Origin of the sequence: Sandaracinus amylolyticus (assembly GCF_021631985.1) — a bacterium.
GTDB lineage: Bacteria > Myxococcota_A > Polyangia > Polyangiales > Sandaracinaceae > Sandaracinus > Sandaracinus amylolyticus_A.
In genome coordinates this window covers 7,571,255-7,591,566 of record NZ_CP070225.1, presented here as the reverse complement: position 1 = coordinate 7,591,566, position 20,312 = coordinate 7,571,255, and the positions used below count along the sequence as shown (strand labels likewise).

At 72.4% G+C, this 20,312-nt stretch carries 17 protein-coding genes; 6 read left to right on the top strand and 11 right to left on the bottom strand.

Annotated features, from left to right (window positions below):
- Window positions 1-105: 105 nt before the first annotated feature.
- The 4 genes from I5071_RS46885 to I5071_RS32055 form a co-directional block, all read right to left on the bottom strand.
- A complete protein-coding gene (locus I5071_RS46885) occupies window positions 106-1,212 on the bottom strand; it encodes an MBL fold metallo-hydrolase (protein ID WP_329611095.1) in 1,107 nt (368 codons plus the stop codon).
- Window positions 1,213-1,304: 92 nt separating this feature from the next.
- Window positions 1,305-2,498 carry an FAD/NAD(P)-binding oxidoreductase gene (locus tag I5071_RS32065; RefSeq protein ID WP_236517072.1) on the bottom strand — a complete coding sequence of 398 codons (1,194 nt, stop codon included), beginning with the start codon at window positions 2,496-2,498 and terminating at the stop codon, window positions 1,305-1,307.
- Window positions 2,495-3,238, bottom strand: a complete 744-nt coding sequence (locus I5071_RS32060) for a DUF1641 domain-containing protein (RefSeq protein ID WP_236517071.1) — start codon at window positions 3,236-3,238, stop codon at window positions 2,495-2,497. Before I5071_RS32060 ends, I5071_RS32065 begins: the two co-directional genes overlap by 4 nt.
- A 69-nt stretch (window positions 3,239-3,307) precedes the next feature.
- Entirely contained in the window at window positions 3,308-4,198 is an 891-nt protein-coding gene (locus I5071_RS32055; protein ID WP_236517070.1) for a sulfite exporter TauE/SafE family protein, read from the bottom strand.
- A gap of 220 nt (window positions 4,199-4,418) precedes the next feature.
- Between I5071_RS32055 and I5071_RS32050 the strand changes: the two genes are divergently transcribed.
- The 3 genes from I5071_RS32050 (at window position 4,419) to I5071_RS32040 (ending at window position 6,432) form a co-directional block, all read left to right on the top strand.
- Window positions 4,419-4,844, top strand: coding sequence for a YeeE/YedE family protein (locus tag I5071_RS32050; protein ID WP_236517069.1), 426 nt, complete (start codon window positions 4,419-4,421; stop codon window positions 4,842-4,844).
- Complete coding sequence (locus tag I5071_RS32045) at window positions 4,844-5,287, top strand: DUF6691 family protein (RefSeq protein ID WP_236517068.1); 444 nt, start codon at window positions 4,844-4,846, stop codon at window positions 5,285-5,287. The genes I5071_RS32050 and I5071_RS32045 overlap by 1 nt, the downstream gene beginning before the upstream one ends.
- 266 nt (window positions 5,288-5,553) lie before the next feature.
- On the top strand, window positions 5,554-6,432 hold the full coding sequence (locus tag I5071_RS32040; protein WP_236517067.1) for an MBL fold metallo-hydrolase: 879 nt from the start codon (window positions 5,554-5,556) through the stop codon (window positions 6,430-6,432).
- Between the two features lie 4 nt (window positions 6,433-6,436).
- Here the strand turns inward: I5071_RS32040 and I5071_RS32035 are convergent, their stop codons facing one another.
- The 3 genes from I5071_RS32035 to I5071_RS32025 all read right to left on the bottom strand — a co-directional run bounded on the left by I5071_RS32035 (window position 6,437) and on the right by I5071_RS32025 (window position 12,974).
- On the bottom strand, window positions 6,437-8,104 hold the full coding sequence (locus tag I5071_RS32035) for a glycosyltransferase family 39 protein (RefSeq protein ID WP_236517066.1): 1,668 nt from the start codon (window positions 8,102-8,104) through the stop codon (window positions 6,437-6,439).
- A 76-nt stretch (window positions 8,105-8,180) separates the two neighbouring features.
- Entirely contained in the window at window positions 8,181-9,095 is a 915-nt protein-coding gene (locus I5071_RS32030; protein ID WP_236517065.1) for a hypothetical protein, read from the bottom strand.
- Between the two features lie 135 nt (window positions 9,096-9,230).
- Window positions 9,231-12,974, bottom strand: a complete 3,744-nt coding sequence (locus I5071_RS32025) for a PKD domain-containing protein (protein WP_236517064.1) — start codon at window positions 12,972-12,974, stop codon at window positions 9,231-9,233.
- 230 nt (window positions 12,975-13,204) lie between these two features.
- On the opposite strand from I5071_RS32025, the gene I5071_RS32020 reads away from it, so the two are divergent.
- A complete protein-coding gene (locus tag I5071_RS32020; RefSeq protein ID WP_236517063.1) occupies window positions 13,205-13,498 on the top strand; it encodes a hypothetical protein in 294 nt (97 codons plus the stop codon).
- 38 nt (window positions 13,499-13,536) lie between these two features.
- Window positions 13,537-13,923: a nuclear transport factor 2 family protein gene (locus I5071_RS32015; protein ID WP_236517062.1), complete on the top strand. Its 387-nt coding sequence runs from the start codon at window positions 13,537-13,539 to the stop codon at window positions 13,921-13,923.
- A gap of 22 nt (window positions 13,924-13,945) precedes the next feature.
- On the opposite strand, the gene I5071_RS32010 is transcribed toward I5071_RS32015, so the two are convergent.
- On the bottom strand, window positions 13,946-14,908 hold the full coding sequence (locus I5071_RS32010; RefSeq protein WP_236517061.1) for an SDR family oxidoreductase: 963 nt from the start codon (window positions 14,906-14,908) through the stop codon (window positions 13,946-13,948).
- A gap of 123 nt (window positions 14,909-15,031) precedes the next feature.
- Here I5071_RS32010 and I5071_RS32005 point away from each other — a divergent pair, with 123 nt between their 5' ends.
- Entirely contained in the window at window positions 15,032-15,562 is a 531-nt protein-coding gene (locus I5071_RS32005) for a J domain-containing protein (protein WP_236517060.1), read from the top strand.
- A 134-nt stretch (window positions 15,563-15,696) separates the two neighbouring features.
- Here I5071_RS32005 and I5071_RS32000 read toward each other — a convergent pair whose 3' ends face one another.
- From I5071_RS32000 to I5071_RS31990, 3 genes are all read right to left on the bottom strand, one after another.
- Window positions 15,697-16,107, bottom strand: a complete 411-nt coding sequence (locus I5071_RS32000) for a cyclic-phosphate processing receiver domain-containing protein (protein ID WP_236517059.1) — start codon at window positions 16,105-16,107, stop codon at window positions 15,697-15,699.
- A gap of 46 nt (window positions 16,108-16,153) precedes the next feature.
- Window positions 16,154-16,462, bottom strand: coding sequence for a hypothetical protein (locus I5071_RS31995; RefSeq protein ID WP_236517058.1), 309 nt, complete (start codon window positions 16,460-16,462; stop codon window positions 16,154-16,156).
- A 130-nt stretch (window positions 16,463-16,592) separates the two neighbouring features.
- Window positions 16,593-20,312, bottom strand: coding sequence for a MopE-related protein (locus tag I5071_RS31990; protein WP_236517057.1), 3,720 nt, complete (start codon window positions 20,310-20,312; stop codon window positions 16,593-16,595).

Below are 20,312 nucleotides of genomic sequence, written 5' to 3'. Positions count from 1 at the left end.
CCGGATCGGGTCCCCCCATCCCTGAACGCTGCGCGCGGGTCCCCAACCCCGCTTGCTCTCGCGCGGCGGCCGACTCGATTCATCGACAGCCTCGAGTCGAAGATCTCAGCTCGCCTGCGTCGCGTCCTCGCGCGCGCTGCCGCCGCGATCGATCGGCAGTCGCTGCGCGTTCCAGGCGGTCATGCCGCCGCGCATCGACGCGACGCGCTCGAAGCCCATGGCGCGCAGCTGCAGCGCGGCCTTTCCCGAGCGCCCGCCCGATCGACAGATCGCGACGATCGGCGCGCTGCGATCCCAGTCCAGCGCGGCGCGCTCGACCGTCGCGAGCGGCACCAGCTCGCTGCCCGGCACGTGCCCGAGCTCGCCCACGAACTCGCTCGGCTCGCGCACGTCGACGAGGCGCCCCGCGCCGGGGTGCGTCGCGATCCACTCGGGCGCGAGCTCGGGGATCCCACCCGCGCTCGTCTCGATCGGCGCCCAGCGCGCGGCCTCGATCGGCTCGGGCGTCGCGGGCACGCCGCGCGGCACCCCACACGCGAGGTTCGCGGGGAGCGCGACGTCGATCTTCTTCGGATACGCGAGCTGGAGCTTCGCCATGATCTCGACGAACTCGGCCTCGCTGCGCCCTCCGCCGAGCCGCGGGTTGAGGCGCTTCTCTTCGCCGACCGAGGTGACGGTGCGTCCCTTGTAATCGTGGCCGGGGAACACGAGCGTCGAGTCGGGCAGCGTGAAGAGCTTCTCGTGCACCGAGCGATAGAGCGTGGGCGCGTCGCCCTGCTGGAAGTCGGTGCGGCCCGAGCCGCGGATCAGCAGCGCGTCGCCGGTGAACGCCATGCGGCGATCGCCGGTCACGTAGCTGAGGCAACCGCTCGTGTGGCCCGGCGTCTCGCGCACCTCGAGCTCGTGCGCGCCGAAGCGGATGCGATCGCCGTCCTTCACCAGCACGTCGGCGCACCCGACACCCGCGCGCTCCGAGAGCACGGTCTGGCATCCGAGGCGGTCGCGCAGCGTGCCGAGCGCCGTGACGTGATCGGCGTGGACGTGGGTGTCGATCGCGTAGCGCAGCGCGAGCCCGAGGTCGTGCACCAGGCCGACGTCGCGCTCCACCTGCTCGAGCACGGGATCGATGATCACCGCCTCGCGCGTCTCCTCGTCGGCGAGGAGATACGTATAGGTCGAGGACTCCAGATCGAAGAGCTGTCGGAACAGCATGAGCGCTCCCTCTCCCGCCGGATCGAGGATGCCAGAACCGGCCGCGAGACGATGTTTCAGGGTGTTGCAACGTCGGTGAAACGACGTTTCAGCTACGCGCGCCCGCGCAACATTCCGTTCCAGTACATCTCGGGCAGCGCGTAGGCCTTGAGCGCCCAGAGGCTGTAGCGCTCCTGCGACTGGTCGAACGGGAAGCTCTCCTGCGGCACCCCGTCGTAGTCGAACTCCGCGAGGATCAGCTTTCCGTAGCCGGTCACCAGCGGGCACGACGCGTAGCCGTCGTAGCTCGCCGGCAGCGGCTCGCCTCGGCGGTACGCCATCAGGTTCTCGACCAGCACCGGCGCCTGCTTGCGGATCGCGGCGCCGGTGCGCGAGGTCGGCAAGCTGCTCGCGTCGCCGAGCGCCCAGACGTCCGGCCACTTCACGTGCTGGAGCGTGTGCTTGTGCACGTCGACCCAGCCCGCGCTGCTCGCGAGCGGGCCCTTCTTCACGAAGTCGGGCGCGCTCTGCGGCGGCACCACGTGGAGCAGCGAGTAGGAGACGATCCGCTCGCTGCCGTCGTCGAGATGGCGGAAGACCGCCTCCTTCGAGCTCGGTCGCACCGCGACGAGGTCGTGGCGGAAGAGCGTCTCGATCTCCTTGCGCTCCACGACCTTCGCGAGCGCGGCCGCGTACTTCTTCACGCCGAAGATCCCCGCGGTCGCCGAGGCGTAGATCACCCGCGTCCGCGAGCGGACGCCGCGTCGCCGCAGGTGATCGTCGGCGAGGTACATGATCTTCTGGGGCGCGCCCGCGCACTTGATCGGCGTGGACGGGAACGTGAACACGGCGTTGCCGCCCTCGAGCGTGCTCAGCGCCTTCCACGTGCTGTCGACGGTCGCGTACGAGTAGTTCGAGCAGATGCCGTCCTTCCCGAGGTGGCCCTCGAGGCCCTCGATCGCGTGCCAGTCGAGCTGCATGCCCGGCGCGACGACGAGCTGCTGGTACGAGAGCGTCCGCCCGTCGCGCGTCCTCACGATCCTTCGCTCGGGATCGATCTCCGTCGCTGCGTCGCGGATCCAGGTGGCCCCGCGCGGGATGTAGTCCGCCTCGCGCCGCTGGGTGCTCTCCTTCGCGAAGATCCCGCCGCCCACGAGCGTCCAGAGCGGCTGGTAGTAGTGGTGCTCCGAGGGCTCGACGATCGTCACCGCGGGCGCGTCGGGCCGCGCGCAGAGGCGGGCCGCGACGCTCAGGCCGGCGGTGCCGCCGCCGATGATCACGATGTCGTGCGTGCTGGGCTCGTTCATCGTCGTGCTCCGTTCGCGTGGGTGGGCAGCGCGGGCGCGTCGTCCGCGAGCGCGCGCCCGAGGTGTCGTGCGAAGCGCACGAGGAAGCCGTTCGCGGCGCGGATCTCGGCGTCGCTCATCGCGCGCAGCAGCCCGAGCGCGCCGAGCGACGCTCCGGGCTCGGACGCCGCCTCGGCGAGCGCGCGCCCGGCCTTCGAGACCACCGCGACCGCCGCGGGGTCGAGGGCACCGGACTCGATGACGCTCCGGATCGCGTCGGCGCGCTCGAGCGATGCCTCGATCAGCGCGACCGCGCGGTCCGAGCTCAGCCGCTCCGCCGCGCGCAGCACGTTGTCGGCGCGCGCGTCGAGGTCGATGCCCGCCTGCTGAACGCGCGCCGCGAGGCTGTCGAGCGTGTCGGCAGCCATCGCGATCGCCGCGGGCGACTGCTCCGCGAGCTCGAGCACGCGCTCGAGCGCCCGCATCGTGTCGGGCTGGGTGATGCGCTCGAGCAGGCGCAGCGCGATGCGCGCCCGCTCGTCGACGTCGATGCCGCGCGCGGCGGCGGCGCGCATCGCGTGGTCGAAGGTGTCGGTCGCCCCGGCGAGCGCGCTCGCTGCGTCCGCGCGCGCCGCGGAGGCGATCGCCTCGACGCGATCGAGCCGCTGCTCGATGCGCGAGAGCGCGTCGAGGATCGCGCGGGTGTCGCCCGCCGGCTGCCGCGTGGCCGGGCTCGTCCGAGGATCTCCAGGATGCTCCATCGACGTCTTCCTCTCGGCTCGATGTTTCACGTGCATGAAACAGCTCGGGTCAGCGGTGAAACGTGTGTTTCACGCGATGGAGCGCCGCAGCGTCTCCTCCGCGACGCCCTCGGCCGCGCGGCGCATCCGCGCGAGGTCGATCGCCGCGAGCGCCATCGGGATCGCAGTGAGCCCGAGCACGCACGGCCAGTCGCGACCGAGCACCACCTCGACGCCCGCGGCGCGAGGGATCTCCTGCGAGAGCAGGAACACCGCCATCGTCACGACGAGCCACGCGAAGGCGCGCCGCAGCAGGTCCTGACGCACGCGGCCCGCGACCACCGCGCCGGCGGCGCTGCCGATCACCGCGGCGGCGGTGATCATCGCGGCGAGCCCGACGTCGATCGAGGTCGAGCCCAGGTGTCCGGCGAGCGCCGCCGCCGAGTTCATCGCGATCACGAGCAGCGAGGTGCCGATCGCCTCGCGCATCGAGAGCGCGCCCAGCAGCACCAGCGCCGGCACCACGACGAAGCCGCCGCCCGCGCCCACGAGCCCGGTGATCGCGCCGACGATCGCGCCCTGCACCACGATCCGCAGCGGGTGCTCCGTCGTGGCCGCGGTCGCGAGGCGTGCGCGCATCATCGCGCCCGCGGTCACCAGCATCATCGCGCCGAACGCGAGCAGCAGCACCACGCCCGGCACGACGTGCGCGACGCGCCCCGCGGCGTACGCGCCGAGCATGCTGGTCGCGCCGAAGAGCAGGCCCGTCCTCCAGCGCACCCGACCGGCGCGCGCGTGCGGGATCAGCGCCGCGAGGCTGGTCGTGCCGACCACGACGAGCGAGGTCGCGATCGCCTCGTGGGTGCCGCGTCCCAGCACGTACACGAGGACCGGGACCATGAGGATCGAGCCGCCTCCGCCCAGCAGACCGAGCGAGACGCCGACGAGGATCGCGAGCGCGAGACCGACGACGAGCGACATGACGTGAAGGGCTCGATAGCGACGACCGTGCCGTGCCCGGCGCGGGGTCGAGCCCGTGAAGAATCGCGGGATCGCGGAACCGATCGAAACGTGATGTTTCACCGGTTCGCGGCCGGTGAAACGCTCGCGAAACGTCCGTGTGCGTTCCCTCCGCCGCGATCGCGGGCATGGTCGCTGGCACGCGGGCTGCGATGCAGGCTTCGAGAGGAGGACGTCTCGGATGGATCTGGTCTCGTTCGGATGGGCGCTCGCGGGAGGCGTGATGATCGGCACCGCGTCGGCGTTGCTGCTCGCGCTGAACGGCAAGATCGCCGGCATCAGCGGCATCCTCGGCGGGCTGGTCGCGCCGGTGCGGGGCGACGTCGCGTGGCGCGCGCTCTTCGTCGCCGGGCTCGTCGCGGGAGGGCTCGTCGGGCTCGTGCTGATGCCCGACCGCTTCGACGCGAGCGGCGCGCCCGCGCTGCCGCTGGTGGCGCTCGCCGGCGTGCTCGTCGGCGTGGGCACGCGGATCGGGAACGGGTGCACCAGCGGCCACGGCGTGTGCGGCATCAGCCGTCTCGCGCCGCGCTCCATCGTCGCGACGCTCACGTTCATGCTCACCGGCGGGCTCACCGTGCTCGCGATGCGCCTGCTCGGAGGTCTCTGATGGACGCGCGCACCAAGCAGGGCCTCGCCGCGTTCGCCGCGGGCGCGCTCTTCGCGATCGGTCTGGTCGTCGGCGGGATGACCGAGCCCGCGAACGTGATCGGGTTCCTCGACGTCACCGGCGACTGGCGGCCTGCGCTGATGTTCGTGATGGTCGGCGCGATCGCGGTGAACGCCTCGGTGTACCGGTGGGTGCGCCGCCGGCGCGCACCGCTCCTCGCCGAGACGTTCGCGCTGCCGACGCGTCGCGATCTCGATCGCAGGCTGCTCGCCGGGGCCGCGCTCTTCGGCGTGGGCTGGGGGCTCGGCGGGTACTGCCCCGGGCCGGGCGTGACCGCGCTGGCGAGCGGATCGATCTCGGCGGTGGTGTTCGTGCTCGCGATGGTCGGATCGATGTGGGTCGTGGGATGGGTGGAGCGGTCGCACGCGACGCCCGACGCCTGACCGCGAGCGGTCGTCCTCCGTGGAAGCGCGCGAGCTGCCGAGAGGTGGCTCGCGCGCTCGCGTTCCGTCGTGTTGCATCGTCGTGAAACGACGTTTCAGCGACGCGTGGTCGCGATGAAACGCGCGATGAAACGTCGCGCGTGAGCGCGCACACCGATCGGCAGGGCGACGGTGCGTAGAGGGCGACGCCCTCGGGGCACGACCTCGCGGCGGCACGGCCGCTGCTCCGGGCGACCAGCACAACCCACTCGACGCGAGGTCTCGTCATGCAGGTCCAGGCGTTCTTCGATCCGCGCACGTTCACGCTCTCGTACGTCGTGTACGACCCGGCCACGCGCGATGCGGTCGCGATCGATCCGGTGCTCGACTACGAGCCGATCGGCTCGTCCACGTCCACCGAGTCGATCGATCGGCTCGGCGACTTCGTGCGCGAGCACGGGCTGCGGCTGTGGTGGTCGCTCGAGACGCACGCCCACGCCGACCACCTCTCGGGCTCCGCGCTGCTGCGCCGGCGCTTCGACGCGCGCGTGGCGATCGGCGCGGCGATCACCGAGGTGCAGCGCACGTTCAAGAGCGTCCTCGCGCTCGATCACCTCGCGACCGACGGGCGCCAGTTCGATCGGCTCGTCGCCGAGGGCGACGTGATCGAGGCGGGCAGCCTGCGCGTGCAGGTGATCGCGACGCCGGGCCACACGCCCGCGTGCGTCACCTACCGGATCGACGACGCGTTGTTCACCGGCGATCTGCTCTTCATGGACGACTACGGCACCGGTCGCTGCGACTTCCCGAGCGGGAGCGCCGAGCGGATGTTCGACTCGGTCCAGAAGCTCTATGCGCTGCCCGACGCCACGCGGGTGTTCCCCGGGCACGACTACCTTCCCGGCCGCGAGGTGCGCTGGGAGACGACGATCGGCGCCGAGAAGGACCACAACCCGCAGCTCTCCGCGCGCACGACGCGCGAGGAATTCGTCCGGGCGCGCAACGCGCGGGATGCGACGCTGCCCGCGCCGAAGCTGCTGTTCCAGAGCGTGCAGATCAACGTCGACGGCGGCCGGATGCCGCCCGCCGACGCCGCGGGGCGGCGCTACCTGAGCGTGCCGATCAACCTGTTCCGCGCTGCCGACGAGCTCGGCGAGCCGCGGTGATCGATCACTGCGCGCGCAGCAGGTACACGCGCTCGATCGACCACGGCATCCAGGCGTCGACCTCGAGCTCGTCGATCACCTCGTGCGCGTCCATCGGCGACATCGCGAGCCGGTAGGGCGCGTCCTCGTTCTCGATCGGCGGGCCCTCGGGGGCGGGGTGGTTGTTCACCTCGAACCCACCGTCGATCGAGGTGCGCGCGATCGAGCGCTCGGCGGCGCGCTCGACCAGCGCCCAGCGCGCGCGGTGCCACGCGAGGTAGTCGTGGGTCGCGGCGACCGAGAACAGCGCGGACGCGGCGACGAAGGCGCTGCCCAGCGCGACGACGCGGCGATCGGTCGGGGCCGGGAGGATCTCGAGCGCGAGCAGCGCGAGAACGAACGGGAGCTGACCGAGCAGATAACGATCGAAGAAGGGCCCGTAGACGATCGCGGTGGGCGCGTAGCCGATCAGCGCGGTCAGGAAGAGCGCGATCCAGATCGGCATCTCGCCCTCACGCAGCGCGCTCCACGCGCGCTTCGCGCGCGCTCGCATCGTGGGCTCCGCGTCGTCCCAAGCGAGCCGCGCGCGCAGCGCCCGACCGAGCACCACGAGCATCAGCCACGCGGCGGCGACGCCGACGCCGGTGATCACGATCCACACGATGCGCGGCGCGTGCGGCGCGTCTCCGTCGAGCGTGTAGGGCCCGATGCCGGTCTCGATCCACACGTTGCCGGTGAGCGGCATCCCGCGCCCGATCACCCCGAGCGCGAGCCCGACGACGAGCGCAGCGAGCGTGCTCGCGATCACCCAGCGGCGGCGCGCGATCGCGACCGCGGCGCCGAGCGTGAGCGGGAGCGACCAGAGCCCGAGATAGACCAGCGAGAGCGAGGTGCGCTCGAGCGGATAACGGAGCCCGCGCAGCCGCACCAGGCCGCCGAGCGCCTGCATCAGCTCGACCGACTTCGTGTGATAGAAGGCCGGCAGTCCGATGGTCGCGCCGACGATCTTCTGGAACGCGACCAGCGCGCCCACGACGATCACCAGCGGCACGAGCGCGCTCGCGACCCAGCGCCGTCCCAGCCCGAGCCGCAGCGCATCGGCGACCGCCCACGCGAGCGGCAGTGCGATGCCGATCTGGCGATCGAGGGTCGCGAGCACCGCGAGGAGCGTCGCGATCACGCGCCAGCTCGCGCGCTCGGTGCGCACCGCGTGCACCCACGCCGCGCTCGCCGCGATCATCAGCGCGACGAAGGGCACGTCGGTCATGAACGAGAACGCGAGCGCGAAGTAGACGGGCGAGAGCGCGAGCGCGCACGCGCCGAGCGCGGCCCATCGCACCGGCGCACGCAGCGTGCGCAGCAGCGCGTAGGTCGCGAGCAGCCCGAGCCAGCCGAGCACGAGCGTCGAGACCCGCATCGCGGTGAACGACACGCCGAGGGGCGCGGAGAACGCCGCGCCCCAGAGCGCCTGGGTGAGCAGCGGCATGCTCTGCCAGTCGGCGAAGCGCAGCGTGCCCTCGTCGACGAGCGCGCGCACCGGCACCGCGTAGCCCCAGTCGTCGTTGAGCGGGAAGTCGCCGCGTGGATCGACGAGCACGGCCGCGCTCCACCACGCCGCGCTGAGCGCGGCGAGCGCGATCAGATCGGCCAGCGATCTCCCCGATGCAGACGTGCCCCGCGTCTCGTCGGTCATCGCGCGCGTCGTACCGCGCGCGTGCGGACGCATCAAGCACGGCGCGAGGATGGTCGCGAACGGCGACGGCGACGCCTCAGAAGTACTGCCGGAAGAAGTCCCACGCCGCCTGGGTCCCGAACGCGGGCCACACGTGGCCGCCCTCGTGCTGGCAGTAGTGGACCGGGCGCGCGCTCTCGCAGCCGTCGTACGCGGTGCAGGGCGCGGGATCGGTCGCCATCGAGCTCGCCTCGCATCCGCTGCGATCGCGCCAGAAGTCGCGGAATTGCGCGCGCCCGTCGATCAGCTCCTCCGCGCCGATGGTGATCCACGCCGCGGGCTCCCCGACGCAGGCCTCGCGATCGAAGTAGATCACCGCGCCGCCGCTCGCGATCGCGCGGATGTCGTCGCGCATGCAGCCGAGCACGCCGCTGAACGAGCCGCCGCCGCTGAAGCCCATCGAGAAGATGCGCGAGGTGTCGACGCAGAGCGCGCCCTCGAGCTCGTCGATCACGTGATCGAAGTAGGCGAGCTCGACGGGGAGATCGCCGCGCCAGTCGCCCTCGCGCGCCTGTGCGACGAGCACGATCGCCTCTTCGCGCGCGAGGTTGCGGATCGCACGATCGCCCGAGGTGCCGTCCCAGTAGCCCGCGTTCCCGCCGTTCGGGTGGAGCGCGAGGATCAGCGGCCACGCGCGATCGCGGGTGTAGCCCTCGGGCAGGCGCAGGCGATAGAGCCGATCGAGCCCGTCGAGCGTGAAGGTGTGCTCGCCCTCGGCGAGGCCTCCACCGCTCGTGCATCCGACGCTGCGCGCGACGTCGGGCCCGGCATCGGGATCGCTCGAGGCGTCGGGCGCGCTCGCGTCGGGCTCGTCGCTCGCGGCGTCGCTCGCGGGGTTGCTCGCGTCGACCGCAGTGCGCGCATCGACGGCGGCGTCACGTGGGGCGTCGCTCGTGATCTCCGGTGAGCATCCGATCAGCAGCGCGAGCGAGAGGAGCGAAGCGGCACGCATGGGGCTCGCCCGAGAGTGCATCACGCGTGCCTCGGGCTCGCGGCGATCAGTCCGCGAATCAGCAAGCATTTCCACTCGCGGTTGCGCGCTCGACTGCGACCGTGCGGTCGCAGTCGAGAGCATCCCGTGCTCCGATCACGGCGTGTTCGCGTCGCCCCAACCGACCTCGAGCCCGCTCGCGTCGACGCCTGCCGCGGTGAGGATCGCGACCGGATCGTGCACGAACGCCGAGGTCCCGAAGTTGATCGTCCAGTCGAGCGCGGGCGCGACGCTGCCGGTCGGGTTCGCGTAGAGCATCGGGTAGAGCGGGACCCACACGTCGTCGAGCACCAGCGTCTCCTGCACGACGCCGTTGATGATCACGTAGACGATCGGGTTCGGACCGCGGTAGTCGACCGCGAGACCGTAGGTGCTCTCCGAGCTGTCCCACGCGCTCTGCCACACCAGGTTGCGCCACGTGCCGCCGAGCGTGTTCACCGACATCGAGTAGGGCACGCGACCGAACTCGTAGGGATCGAGATCGCCATCGCGGATCACGAGACCCATGCCCATGTTCGACGCGGGCACCTGGCGGGTGGCCTCGAAGTACCAGAACTGCCCGTAGATCGGCTGGTTCGCGCGGACGCCGTACTTGTCGAAGCCGTCGAAGCGCGCCGCGAGCCCGCCCGGCGCGACGGTGATGCCCGTGCCCGTGAGCGAGTCCGGCGTGAGCACGACCGGATCGAACTGGGGGAGCGTGCCGGTGACCGTGACCATGATCGTGCGGGTCGTGCTGACCTCGTACGAGTCGGTCGCGGTCACGACGATCGGATGACGTCCCACCGCGGTCGGCGTGAACGAGAACGACGCGCCGGTGCCGGTCGTGCGCGCGTGGCGCTGCGTCGCGACGTCCTCCCAGGTGATCGACGACGTGAGCGTGCCGTCCTCGGCATCCGTCGCGCTCGCCGTGAGCATCACCGGCGTGCCCACCGCGACGGTGAGATCGGGCGACGTCGTGAGCACGGGCGCGGTGCTCACGTCGCGCGCGCGGGTCTGGCCCCAGCCCATCACCAGCGCGCTCGCCGCGGAGCTCGCGCCGGCCGTGGTGAGCGCGTCGCGCACGCCGTTCGCGGTGAAGTGGAACGGATGGTTCGTGGTGTCGTTGCCGGGATTGACGCGCATCTGCGAGCGGAGCTCGTAGCGCTCACCGCTGTAGAAGATGTAGAGCGGCGCGGTGATCGTCATCGCGCACGACTGCTTCACGTACGGAAGGCCTGCGCCGTCGTCGAGCAGCACGTGCACGGTCGGCGAGGTGCCGCGGTAGTCGACGACGAAGCCGAAGAAGCGCTCGCTGCGCGAGAACCACGGCGTGCCGCCGGTGCAGGTGCTGCCGTTGCTCTCGATGCCGCCGCCGGTGATCGCGCCGAGCGACTGCGCGGTCGCGCCCGCGACGTTGCCGAGATCCTCGAGCGCGGTCGCCACGCCCGCGCCGTACACCGAGCCGCGCTCGATCAGGCGCTCCGACTCGAAGTAGAAGACGCCCGAGCCCGGCGTCACCGCGCGGTTCGAGCGCACGCCGCCGCGCGTGGGCCAGCTCTCGACCGCGAGCCGATCCACCGAGAGGCTCACGCCCGGCGAGATGTCGGTCGTGCTGAAGCGCACCGGCTGGAAGTCGTCGACCGTGATCGTCTGCGTCGCGGTCGCGGTGAGGTTGTTCGCGTCGCGGACCTGCTGCGTGACCGTGTACGTGCCCGAGGCCGCGTAGGTGTGGGTCGACGCGGAGACGAAGCCGCCGCCGTCGCCCCAGTCGTAGCGAGTCAGCGTGATCGCGGCGCTGCCCGGCGTCGCGCTGCTCGTCGCGCTCACGGTGAGCGGCGCAGCGGTGGTGGGCGGCGTGATGGTGAAGGCCGCGGTCGGCGCGACGACGCACACGTTGCTCACGCAGTGCGTGCTCGCGCAGTCGCCGTTCGCCGTGCACGAGTCGCCCTCGGCGCAGTCGGGGCACGACGCGCCGCCGCAGTCGGTGTCGGTCTCGGTGCCGTTCTGCACTCCGTCGGTGCAGCTCGGCGCGCTGCAGACGTTGGCGGTGCAGACGCCGCTGGTGCAGTCGCTCGCGCTCGCGCATCCGCCGCCGGTGCCGCAGTCGGGGCAGGTGCCGCCGCCGCAGTCGGTGCCGGTCTCGGTGCCGTTGCGGACCGCGTCGGTGCAGCTCGGCGCGCTGCAGACGTTGGCGGTGCAGACGCCGCTGGTGCAGTCGCTCGCGCTCAGGCACGCGAGGCCGGGCGCACAGTCGGGGCAGGTGCCACCGCCGCAGTCGGCGGCGGTCTCGGCGCCGTTGCGCACGGCGTCGGTGCAGGTCGGCGCGGCGCAGCTCATCGCGTTGCACACGCCGCTCACGCAGTCGGTGGGGCCCGCGCATCCACCGCCGGTGCCGCAGTCGTTGCAGGTTCCGCCGCCGCAGTCGGTGCCGGTCTCGCTGCCGTTGCGCACTCCGTCGGTGCAGGCGGGCGCGATGCAGACGTTGCCGGTGCACACGCCGCTCGTGCAGTCGCTCGAGCCCGCGCATCCGCCGCCGGTGCCGCAGTCGTTGCAGGTTCCGCCGCCGCAGTCGGTGCCGGTCTCGCTGCCGTTCTCGACTCCGTCGTTGCACGAGGGCGCGGCGCACGCGTTCGCGCTGCACACGCCGCTCTCGCAGTCGTCGCCGTCGGTGCAGCCCTCGCCCTGACCGCACGCCGGGCAGCTGCCGCCGCAGTCCACGTCGGTCTCGGTGCCGTTGTCGACTCCGTCGGTGCACGAGGGCACGGCGCACACGTTCGACGCGTTGCACACGCCGCTCGCGCAGTCGCCCGCGCCCGCGCAGCCCTCGCCGTCGTCGCAGTCGCCGCACGAGGGCCCGCCGCAGTCGACGTCGGTCTCGCCGTCGTTGCGCACTCCGTCGAGGCACGTCGGCTCGACGCAGGTGCCCGCGCTGCACACGCCGCTGGTGCAGTCGCTCGGGTCGCCGCAGCTCGCGCCGTCGGCGCACGACGCGCAGTCACCGCCGCAGTCGACGTCGGTCTCGGTGCCGTTGTCGACTCCGTCGTCGCACGCGGGCGCGGCGCACACGTTCGACGCATCGCACACGCCGCTCGCGCAGTCGCCCGCGGTGGCGCAGGCGTCGCCGGCCTCGCAGTGCGGGCACGCACCGCCGCAGTCGACGTCGGTCTCGGTGCCGTTCTCGATCTCGTCGTCGCACGCCGTCGCGAGGCACTGCCCCGCGTCGCCGCACGAGAGGCTCACGCAGTCGTCGCCGTCGTCGCACGCCGCGCCGACCGCGCAGCCGGAGCAGCTTCCGCCGCAGTCGACGTCGGTCTCGTCGCCGTTCGTGACTCCGTCGTCGCACGCGGGCGCGACGCACACGTCGTCCGCGCAGACGCCGCTCGCGCAGTCGGTCGCGACGGTGCAGGCATCGCCGATCGCGCAGCCGGCGCAGCTGCCGCCGCAGTCGACGTCGGTCTCGCTGCCGTTCTGCACGGTGTCGGCGCAGCCCGCGGCGAGACAGGTGTCGTCTCCGCACACGCCGCTGGTGCAGTCGCTCGCGCCCTCGCAGGCGCGACCGTCGTCGCAGGGATCGCACTCCGGTCCGCCGCAGTCGACGTCGGTCTCGTCGCCGTCGGTGCGCGCGTCGTCGCAGCTCGGATCGGCGCAGGTGCCGGACACGCAGAGCGCGCTCGCGCAGTCGCGATCCGCGGTGCACGTCGTGCCGTTCGGACACCCGCTGCACGTGCCGCCGCAGTCGACGGCGATCTCGCTGCCGTTGCGCACTCCGTCGCTGCACGTCGCGGCCATCTGGGCGTCGGTGCAGCTGCCGCCGTCGCATCCTGGGCGTGCGGCGTCGGGGTCGATTCCGACTCGGTCCATCTCGCAGGCGCCCAGCGCGAGCGCCAGGAGCAGCCACGGCGACAGCGCGGTGGAAGAAGAGGAGAACGACCAACGCCGCGAGGAATCTGACGTGCGATGCACGTCGCGAGTCTACACGCGCACTGTGTAGATTGCCCCCTGACGGATTTGCCGCGTGTGGTCCGACGTGAGGTGAAGTCGATGGTGATTGTACACTTCGTGACCGCGCGCCGACGTGCGACGATGCCGTGATGCGCCTCGTCTCGTGTGAACGGTGCGCGCGCCACGTGCGCGTCGCGGAGCGGAGCTGTCCCTTCTGTGGTGTCGCTCGCGTGGCGCTCGGCGCGATCGCGATCGGCGCGGTCGTCGCGGGCTGCGGCGGTGCACCGGCGGCGGGCGAGACCACGCCGCCGCCGAACGAAGCGCCCGCCGAGCAGACGACGAACGATCAGGGCGGCGACGAGACGAACGACGACGACGACGACACGCCGCGCGAGCGCGACGCGACCCCGGTCGCGGCGTACGGCGGGCCCTCGCCGCAGTGACGTCGACTCACGTGGCGCCCGGGCTCATGTTCGCGTGCATGAGCGCCACGCCGATCCGTGATCGCCTCGTCGAGCTCGTCCGCGCCTGCGAGACGGGCCACACGCTCGACGCGATCGAGCGCTTCTACGCCGAGGACGTCGTCGTGTTCGAGAACTACGAGCGCGCGCGGGCAGGGCGGGCGGCGTGCGTCGAGTACGAGCGGGCCGCGCTGGCCGAGCAGCCGCGTCCGCCGAAGCTCGTCGCGCGCGCGATGGCGGCGGACGAAGCGCGCGGCGTGTCGTTCGTCGAGTGGGTGATCCGCTTCGAGGGCCGCGACGGACGTCCGATGCGCCTCGAGGAGGTCGCGGTGCAGCGCTGGTCCGGCGGCGCGATCGTGGAGGAGCGCTTCTATTACGAGGGCGCGATCGACGAAGGCGAGTCGTGAGCGCCAGTCGCGACTGGCACGCTCAGCGACCGGTGGCGAGCCGACTGGGCCCCTCGCCACGCAGCGCTCGTCTCGCGAACCGCACGATCGCGCGGAGCAGACTGGCACCCTCGGTCCAATCGCCGCCGGTCGCGTGATGGTCGGAGAGCGGCATGAAGATGTTGCCGTCGCTCACCGGTGCTTCGTCGTCGCGGATCGTGACGCGCTCCATCGCCGCGCCGACGAAGCGCGCGCCGAGGCCCGGCGCGAGCCGCTGCTGCCACGTCAGCACGCGCCCTGCGTTGCCCGCGTAGGCCATGCGTCGCGGTCGCTCGGCGAGCGAGACGATCGTGCGCGCGACGCGCTCCGGCCGGTACACCGGCGGCGGCGGCTCGACGACGTGCCCGGTGTAGTTCGCGGATCGCTGCCACAGCGGCGTGTCGATCGCCGCGGGCAGCACGGTGCACACCTCGATCCCCGAGCCGACGAGCTCCTGTCGCAGGCAGTCCGAGAGCGCCTCGATCGCGTGCTTCGACATCACGTACGCGCTCATGTACGGCTGGGTCAGGCGCGCGAGGATCGACGCGATGTTGATCAGCACGCCGCGTCCTGCGTCCCGGAAGCGCGGCAACGCGGCGCGCGCGCCGTGCACGTAGCCGAGCAGGTTCACGTCGATCACGCGCCGGAACGCGTCGTAGGGCGTGTCCTCGAAGCGCCCGAACACCGCGACCGCCGCGTTGTTGACCCACACGTCGATGCGACCGAACGCGTCGACCGCGCGCGCTGCGAGGTGCTCGACGGCCTCGAGCTCGGTCACGTCGGTGGGCACCACGAGCGCGCGACCGCCCGCCTGCTCGCACTCGCGCGCCACCTCGTCGAGCGCGGCCTCGCGTCGCGCGGCGAGCACGACTCGAGCGCGTCGGGCCGCGAACGCGCGCGCGGTGGCGCGACCGATGCCGCTCGATGCGCCGGTGATCACGACGACCGCGTCCTGCAGCTTCTTCATGGCGGCGTGCGAGGTCGCAGAACGCGCGCCAAGCGCGGCGCGCACCGGGACCACGGTGCACGTGGCGGCGCGCCTCGCGCGCTGCGTGCATCGAGGGGGTGGTGCGCGGTATGAAGGCGCGCGGTGACCGAGCTCTTCGCCCCCGTCGTCTCGATCGCGAAGACGCAGCGCGGCCGCTTCTTCTGGGCTGCGTGGTGGAGCGCGCCGCCCGCGCTGCACCCGTTCCGCAAGCCCGACGCGTCGAACGGCGGCGCGAGCACCTACGAGGAGGCGAAGCAGGAGGCCGAGCGGGTCGCGGAGCGCGCGCTCATCGAGGTCGACGCGCGCTGGGCGCGTGCGTGCGTGCGCGTGATGCGCGGCATGCCGCCGTTCACGCCGTCGGAGCTGCGCGCGGCGCGGGAGGGCGCGAGCGAGAGCGTGCGCGCGCGCCGGGTCCCCGATGCGGCGCCGCAGAGCCTGTGGACGGTGCTCGGCGTCGATCCGAAGGCGAGCGTCGCCGAGATCAAACGCGCGTACCGGGCGCGCGCGCTCGAGACGCATCCCGATCAGGGCGGCGATGCCGATGCGTTCCGCGCGCTGCACGCGGCCTACGAGCGCGCGATCGCGCGCCGCGAGAAGCAGGCGAAGCGACCGAAGAAGCGCGCGCCGGAGTGAGTTCTTGCCGGAGTGCTCGTCCCGCGGGTCCGGACCGGAGCGCGCGAAGCGCGCGGACGGTAGGGACCGGCGGGCGAGCCGAATTTCGAGGCGCTCTGCGACGGCGCCTCGCCTCCGGGGTGATTCGCCACGCCTCAGGTGGCGCGCGCGGTGCGGCGGGCGATCAGCGAGCGCGTCGTCTGCACCGCGTTCTCCGCGATGCGGCTCACGCCCGTCGTCTCGATCGCGCGCTCCGCGGCGCGCGCCGCGCGGGCCACTCGCTCGCGCAGCGGCCACGCGGCGTCGAGCGCGAGCTTCATCGCCGTGATCTCGAGCCGACGCGAGCCGTGGACCTCGGGGCGCTCGCGGGGCCAGGTGCCGGTGCGCATCATCCAGACCAGGAGCGCGAGGCGGTGCCCGTGGCTCGCGTCGAGCCGGTCACCGAGCGAGATCGTGTCGACGCCGGACTCGAGCAGCGAGCGCGCCGCGTCGACGTTGGTGACCGTGGTCCAGCCTTCGGGCGCGGGGACCTGGTCGTCCAGCCAGAGTCGAACGTGCGATGCCATCAAGACCTCCGTGCCCGAGGTCGAGCAACGCTCGTGCCGCACTGCATCAGGAAAGTAGACGGCTCGCGAGGTCGAACCAGATCTCGCGGACCGCGCCACACGCGCGACAGCGTGCGCGCACGCGCCGCAGCCCGCCGACCGCGTCGTGCGACTCGATGCGCAGCTCGCCCTCGCAGCGTGCGCAGCCGAGCGAGAGCGCGCGTGTCTCGATCACCGACGCGCTCGGCACGACGATCGGTCGCTCGGGCGCGCCTCCTTCCGAGAGGAGCGCGAGCTTCTCGCGCGCATCGTGGAGCGAGGTGAGCTCGCGCTCGAGCTTCCGGCGTACGGTGCGCGCTCGCTTCTTGGCGGCCATCACCGCGGGCTAGCGCGCATCGGGCGCTCCGGCGAGCGCCCGCCCGAGCAAGCGCGGCGAGGACGAGCAAGCGGGGTTGGGCCCCGCGCGCAGTGTTTGGGGAGGGGTCTTCCAAGACCCCTCCCAAGAGCTACGGCGCGGTGCCGCGACAGCAGCGGAAGCCGACGGTCGGGGTGTTGTAGGTGTCGCCCGCGACGACGAAGTCGAAGCCGCACTCCATGCCGCCCGCGGTGTCGTTCGTCGCGCCGCCGCGGATCGGGTTCACGCCCATGCTGCGGCGCTCCGCCCACTCCTCGACGTTGCCGGACATGTCGAAGACGCGCAGCGCCTCGGTCGCGCCCCAGCTCGCGTAACACATCGGCAGCGAGCCCGTCGCGAGCACCACGTCGGTGTCGGGCGCGCCCGCGACCGGGTCGTAGTCGTTGCCGTTGCACGTCGCCGACGAGTACGTCGAGCACGACGACCCGTACGACCAGCGACAGCTCCCGCCCGACGAGCGACACGCGTCGCGCCACTCCGTCTCCGTGCACAGCCGCGCGCCGACCGTCGCGCACGCGGCCTGGGCCTGCGCGTAGGTCACCTGCGTCCACGGCATGCGCGACGCCTGCGAGCACACGCGGTGGCTCAGCACGCCGGTCGTCGCGGACGTCGAGTCGGGGCGCGACGCCTCGTACTGCATGATCCACCGCGAGCTCGTGCCCGACGTGAAGCGCACCCACGACACCGGCGCTCCGTCGTCCAGCGTGCCGTCGCAGTCGTTGTCGAGGCCGTCGCAGATCTCGGTGGTGCCGCCGCCGCTCGCCGGCGCATTGCACGTCACGCCGGTGCCCGCGCCGTTGCACACGTAGGTGCCGGCGCGCCGGCACGCGCCGAGCTCGCCGTTGTTGCAGGCGGTGCCGCGCAGCGGGAAGGGCTCGTCGATGCTGCCGTCGCAGTCGTTGTCGAGCCCGTCGCAGCGCGTCTCGGTCGTCTGGTACGACGCAGCGGGGTAGTTGCAGACCCAACCGCCGCTGGTGCACACCGCGGTCGTCCCGGCGCACACGCCGTTCGGATTGCAGAACGTCGCGGGCGGCGTGAGCGACTCGTCGATGCGACCATCGCAGTCGTCGTCGCGCCCGTTGCACGCCTCGGCGCCCGCGACGTCACAGGCGTACTCGCAGCCGTTCCCGGGCAGACCGTCGAGGTCGTAGCGGCCGGTCTGGCACGCCTGGATCCCGCAGGTCGACATCGTGCAGCGCGGGATCGCGCCGGGGATCGTGCACACGTTCCCGCATGCACCGCAGTGGTTCACGTCGCTCGAGAGATTGAAGCCCTCGTCGACCATTCCATCGCAGTCGTCGTCCTGGGTGTCGCAGACTTCGATGCTCGGTCCGAGGCCGCCCGAGCACACCAGCGCGCCTCCCGTGCAGACCCGCGAGCCGAAGCTGCACTCGCCGGTGTCGATGCCGCAGCTCGCGCCGCCGCCGGGATTGCCCTCGTCGACGCGGGTGTCGCAGTCGTTGTCGAGCGCGTCACAGGTCTCGGTCGTCGCGCCGGTCGCGCCGGTGCACACGAGCGATCCGCCGGTGCACACGCGGGTGCCCGGGCGACAGGTGCCGACGTCACTGCCGCACAGGCCGCCGCCGCCGGGATTGCCCTCGTCGGTGTTCCCGTCGCAGTCGTCGTCCTGTCCGTCGCAGGTCTCGGTGCTCGGCCCGACTCCGCCGCTGCACACCAGCGCTCCGCCGGTGCACACCCGCGAGCCGAAGCTGCACTCACCGGTGTCGACACCGCAGCTCGCGCCGCCGCCGGGATTGCCCTCGTCGGTGTTCCCGTCGCAGTCGTTGTCGAGACCGTCGCAGCTCTCCGTGCCCGGCCCGACGGCGCCGGTGCACACCAGCGTTCCGCTCGTGCACACGCGGGTGCCGGGCGCGCACGCGCCCACGTCGGTGCCGCACTGCGCGCCGCCGCCGGGATTGCCCTCGTCGGTGTTGCCGTCGCAGTCGTCGTCCTGTCCGTCGCAGACTTCGGTCGTCGGGCCGGTGCTACCCGCGCACACCAGCGCTCCGCCGACGCACTGCAGCGCTCCTTGATTGCACTCGCCGGTGCCGTTTCCACACGCGGCGCCACCGCCGGGATTGCCCTCGTCGACCGATCCGTCGCAGTCGTCGTCGATCGAATTGCACGTCTCGACGCCGGGCCCGACCGAGCCGGTGCACACCAGCGCTCCGCCGGTGCACACCCGCGTTCCCGCGACGCACGCACCGGTCTCGACACCGCAGCTGCCGCCGCCGCCGGGATTGCCCTCGTCGGTGTTGCCGTCGCAGTCGTCGTCCTGCCCGTCGCACGACTCGGTGGTCGGACCGACCGCGCCGGTGCACACGAATCCGCCCGCCTGACAGACCTGCACGCCCGCGGTGCACTCGCCGGTGTCGCTGCCGCAGCTCGCGCCGCCGCCGGGATTGCCCTCGTCGACGCGAGAGTCGCAGTCGTTGTCGAGCGCGTCGCAGGTCTCGGTGCCCGCTCCGACTCCGCCGGTGCACACCAGCGCTCCGCCGGTGCACACGCGGGTGCCCGCGGTGCAGGTGCCGACGTCGGTGCCGCAGCGCGCGCCGCCGCCGGGATTGCCCTCGTCGGTGTTGCCGTCGCAGTCGTCGTCCTGCCCGTCGCAGGTCTCGATCGTCGGGCCGACCGCGCCCTCGCACGCGATCACGCCGCCGCGACAGTGCTGTGCGCCCGCGGTGCACTCGCCGGCGTCGCTCGCGCAGCTCGCGCCGCCGCCGGGATCGCCCTCGTCGATGCGCTCGTCGCAGTCGTCGTCGAGGCCGTTGCAGATCTCGTCGATCGAGGTGATCGCCCCGGTGCACACCAGAGTGCCGCCGGTGCAGACCTGGCGTCCCGGCTCGCACGCACCGACGCCGGTGCCGCAGAGGCGACCGCCCTGGGGATTGCCGTCGTCGGTCGTTCCGTCGCAGTCGTCGTCACGCCCGTTGCAGAGCTCGACCGAGGGCGACACGCCGCCGGTGCAGGTGATCGCGCCGCCGACGCAGTGCTCGATGCCGGTGCGGCACTCGCCCGACGAGCTGCCGCAGGTCGCGCCGCCGCCGGGGTCACCCTCGTCGATGTGACCATTGCAGTCGTCGTCGCGCAGATTGCACGTCTCGACACCGGTCTCGCTCGGCGTGCAGCTGTACTCGCAGCCGTTCGCCGGATTGCCGTCGACGTCGACGAACCCCGGCTCGCACGCGCCGAGCTCGCAGCTCCCGCCGCTGCAGGTGCCGCTCGCGTGCGCGAACCGACACGCGAAGCCGCAGGTGCCGCAATTGCTGGGGTCGCTGCTCAGATCGAAGTTCTCGTCGACGCGACCGTCGCAGTCGTTGTCCGCGCGATCACATCGGGTGTCTTCGTCGTCGGTGTACGGACAGCGGTACTCGCAGCCGTCGCGCGTGGGGTCGAGATCGTAGAACCCCACGTCACACGCGCTGAACGTGCAGACTCCGTCCACGCACTCGCCGAACGCGTGATCGGGCGCGCAGCGCTGGTTGCACCCACCGCAGTGAGCGAGATCGGTCGAGGTGTCGATCCCCTCGTCGATCCGCATGTCGCAGTCGTCGTCGGCGAGATTGCAGCGCTCGACCGCGCCCGGCGTGCAGCCGTCGGGCAGATCGGGCCCCGCGTCGCTCCCGGTGTCCTCCCGGTACGCGTCGATCGGCGCGGCGTCCTGCCCCGCGTCCTGGCCGACCTGCGCGTCCATCCCGCCGGCGTCCTCGACGCAGTCGAAGCAATAAGGGTCCACGGTACAGCCCGCGAGCATCAGCATCGCGAGCGCGGCACTGCGCAGCCCAGGAACCATGCGCAGCCCAGGAACCAT

What these genes read in the sequence shown, in the direction of transcription:
- I5071_RS32050 (WP_236517069.1), top strand. Translation starts at nt 4,419, where the DNA reads ATGGATCTGGTCTCGTTCGGATGGGCGCTCGCGGGAGGCGTGATGATC.
- I5071_RS32045 (WP_236517068.1), top strand. Translation starts at nt 4,844, where the DNA reads ATGGACGCGCGCACCAAGCAGGGCCTCGCCGCGTTCGCCGCGGGCGCG.
- I5071_RS31995 (WP_236517058.1), bottom strand. Translation starts at nt 16,462, where the DNA reads ATGGCCGCCAAGAAGCGAGCGCGCACCGTACGCCGGAAGCTCGAGCGC.
- I5071_RS32065 (WP_236517072.1), bottom strand. Translation starts at nt 2,498, where the DNA reads ATGAACGAGCCCAGCACGCACGACATCGTGATCATCGGCGGCGGCACC.
- I5071_RS32030 (WP_236517065.1), bottom strand. Translation starts at nt 9,095, where the DNA reads ATGCGTGCCGCTTCGCTCCTCTCGCTCGCGCTGCTGATCGGATGCTCA.
- I5071_RS32035 (WP_236517066.1), bottom strand. Translation starts at nt 8,104, where the DNA reads ATGACCGACGAGACGCGGGGCACGTCTGCATCGGGGAGATCGCTGGCC.
- I5071_RS32020 (WP_236517063.1), top strand. Translation starts at nt 13,205, where the DNA reads ATGCGCCTCGTCTCGTGTGAACGGTGCGCGCGCCACGTGCGCGTCGCG.
- I5071_RS32060 (WP_236517071.1), bottom strand. Translation starts at nt 3,238, where the DNA reads ATGGAGCATCCTGGAGATCCTCGGACGAGCCCGGCCACGCGGCAGCCG.
- I5071_RS32015 (WP_236517062.1), top strand. Translation starts at nt 13,537, where the DNA reads ATGAGCGCCACGCCGATCCGTGATCGCCTCGTCGAGCTCGTCCGCGCC.
- I5071_RS32055 (WP_236517070.1), bottom strand. Translation starts at nt 4,198, where the DNA reads ATGTCGCTCGTCGTCGGTCTCGCGCTCGCGATCCTCGTCGGCGTCTCG.
- I5071_RS32010 (WP_236517061.1), bottom strand. Translation starts at nt 14,908, where the DNA reads ATGAAGAAGCTGCAGGACGCGGTCGTCGTGATCACCGGCGCATCGAGC.
- I5071_RS31990 (WP_236517057.1), bottom strand. Translation starts at nt 20,312, where the DNA reads ATGGTTCCTGGGCTGCGCATGGTTCCTGGGCTGCGCAGTGCCGCGCTC.
- I5071_RS32025 (WP_236517064.1), bottom strand. Translation starts at nt 12,974, where the DNA reads ATGGACCGAGTCGGAATCGACCCCGACGCCGCACGCCCAGGATGCGAC.
- I5071_RS32000 (WP_236517059.1), bottom strand. Translation starts at nt 16,107, where the DNA reads ATGGCATCGCACGTTCGACTCTGGCTGGACGACCAGGTCCCCGCGCCC.
- I5071_RS32040 (WP_236517067.1), top strand. Translation starts at nt 5,554, where the DNA reads ATGCAGGTCCAGGCGTTCTTCGATCCGCGCACGTTCACGCTCTCGTAC.
- I5071_RS46885 (WP_329611095.1), bottom strand. Translation starts at nt 1,212, where the DNA reads ATGCTGTTCCGACAGCTCTTCGATCTGGAGTCCTCGACCTATACGTAT.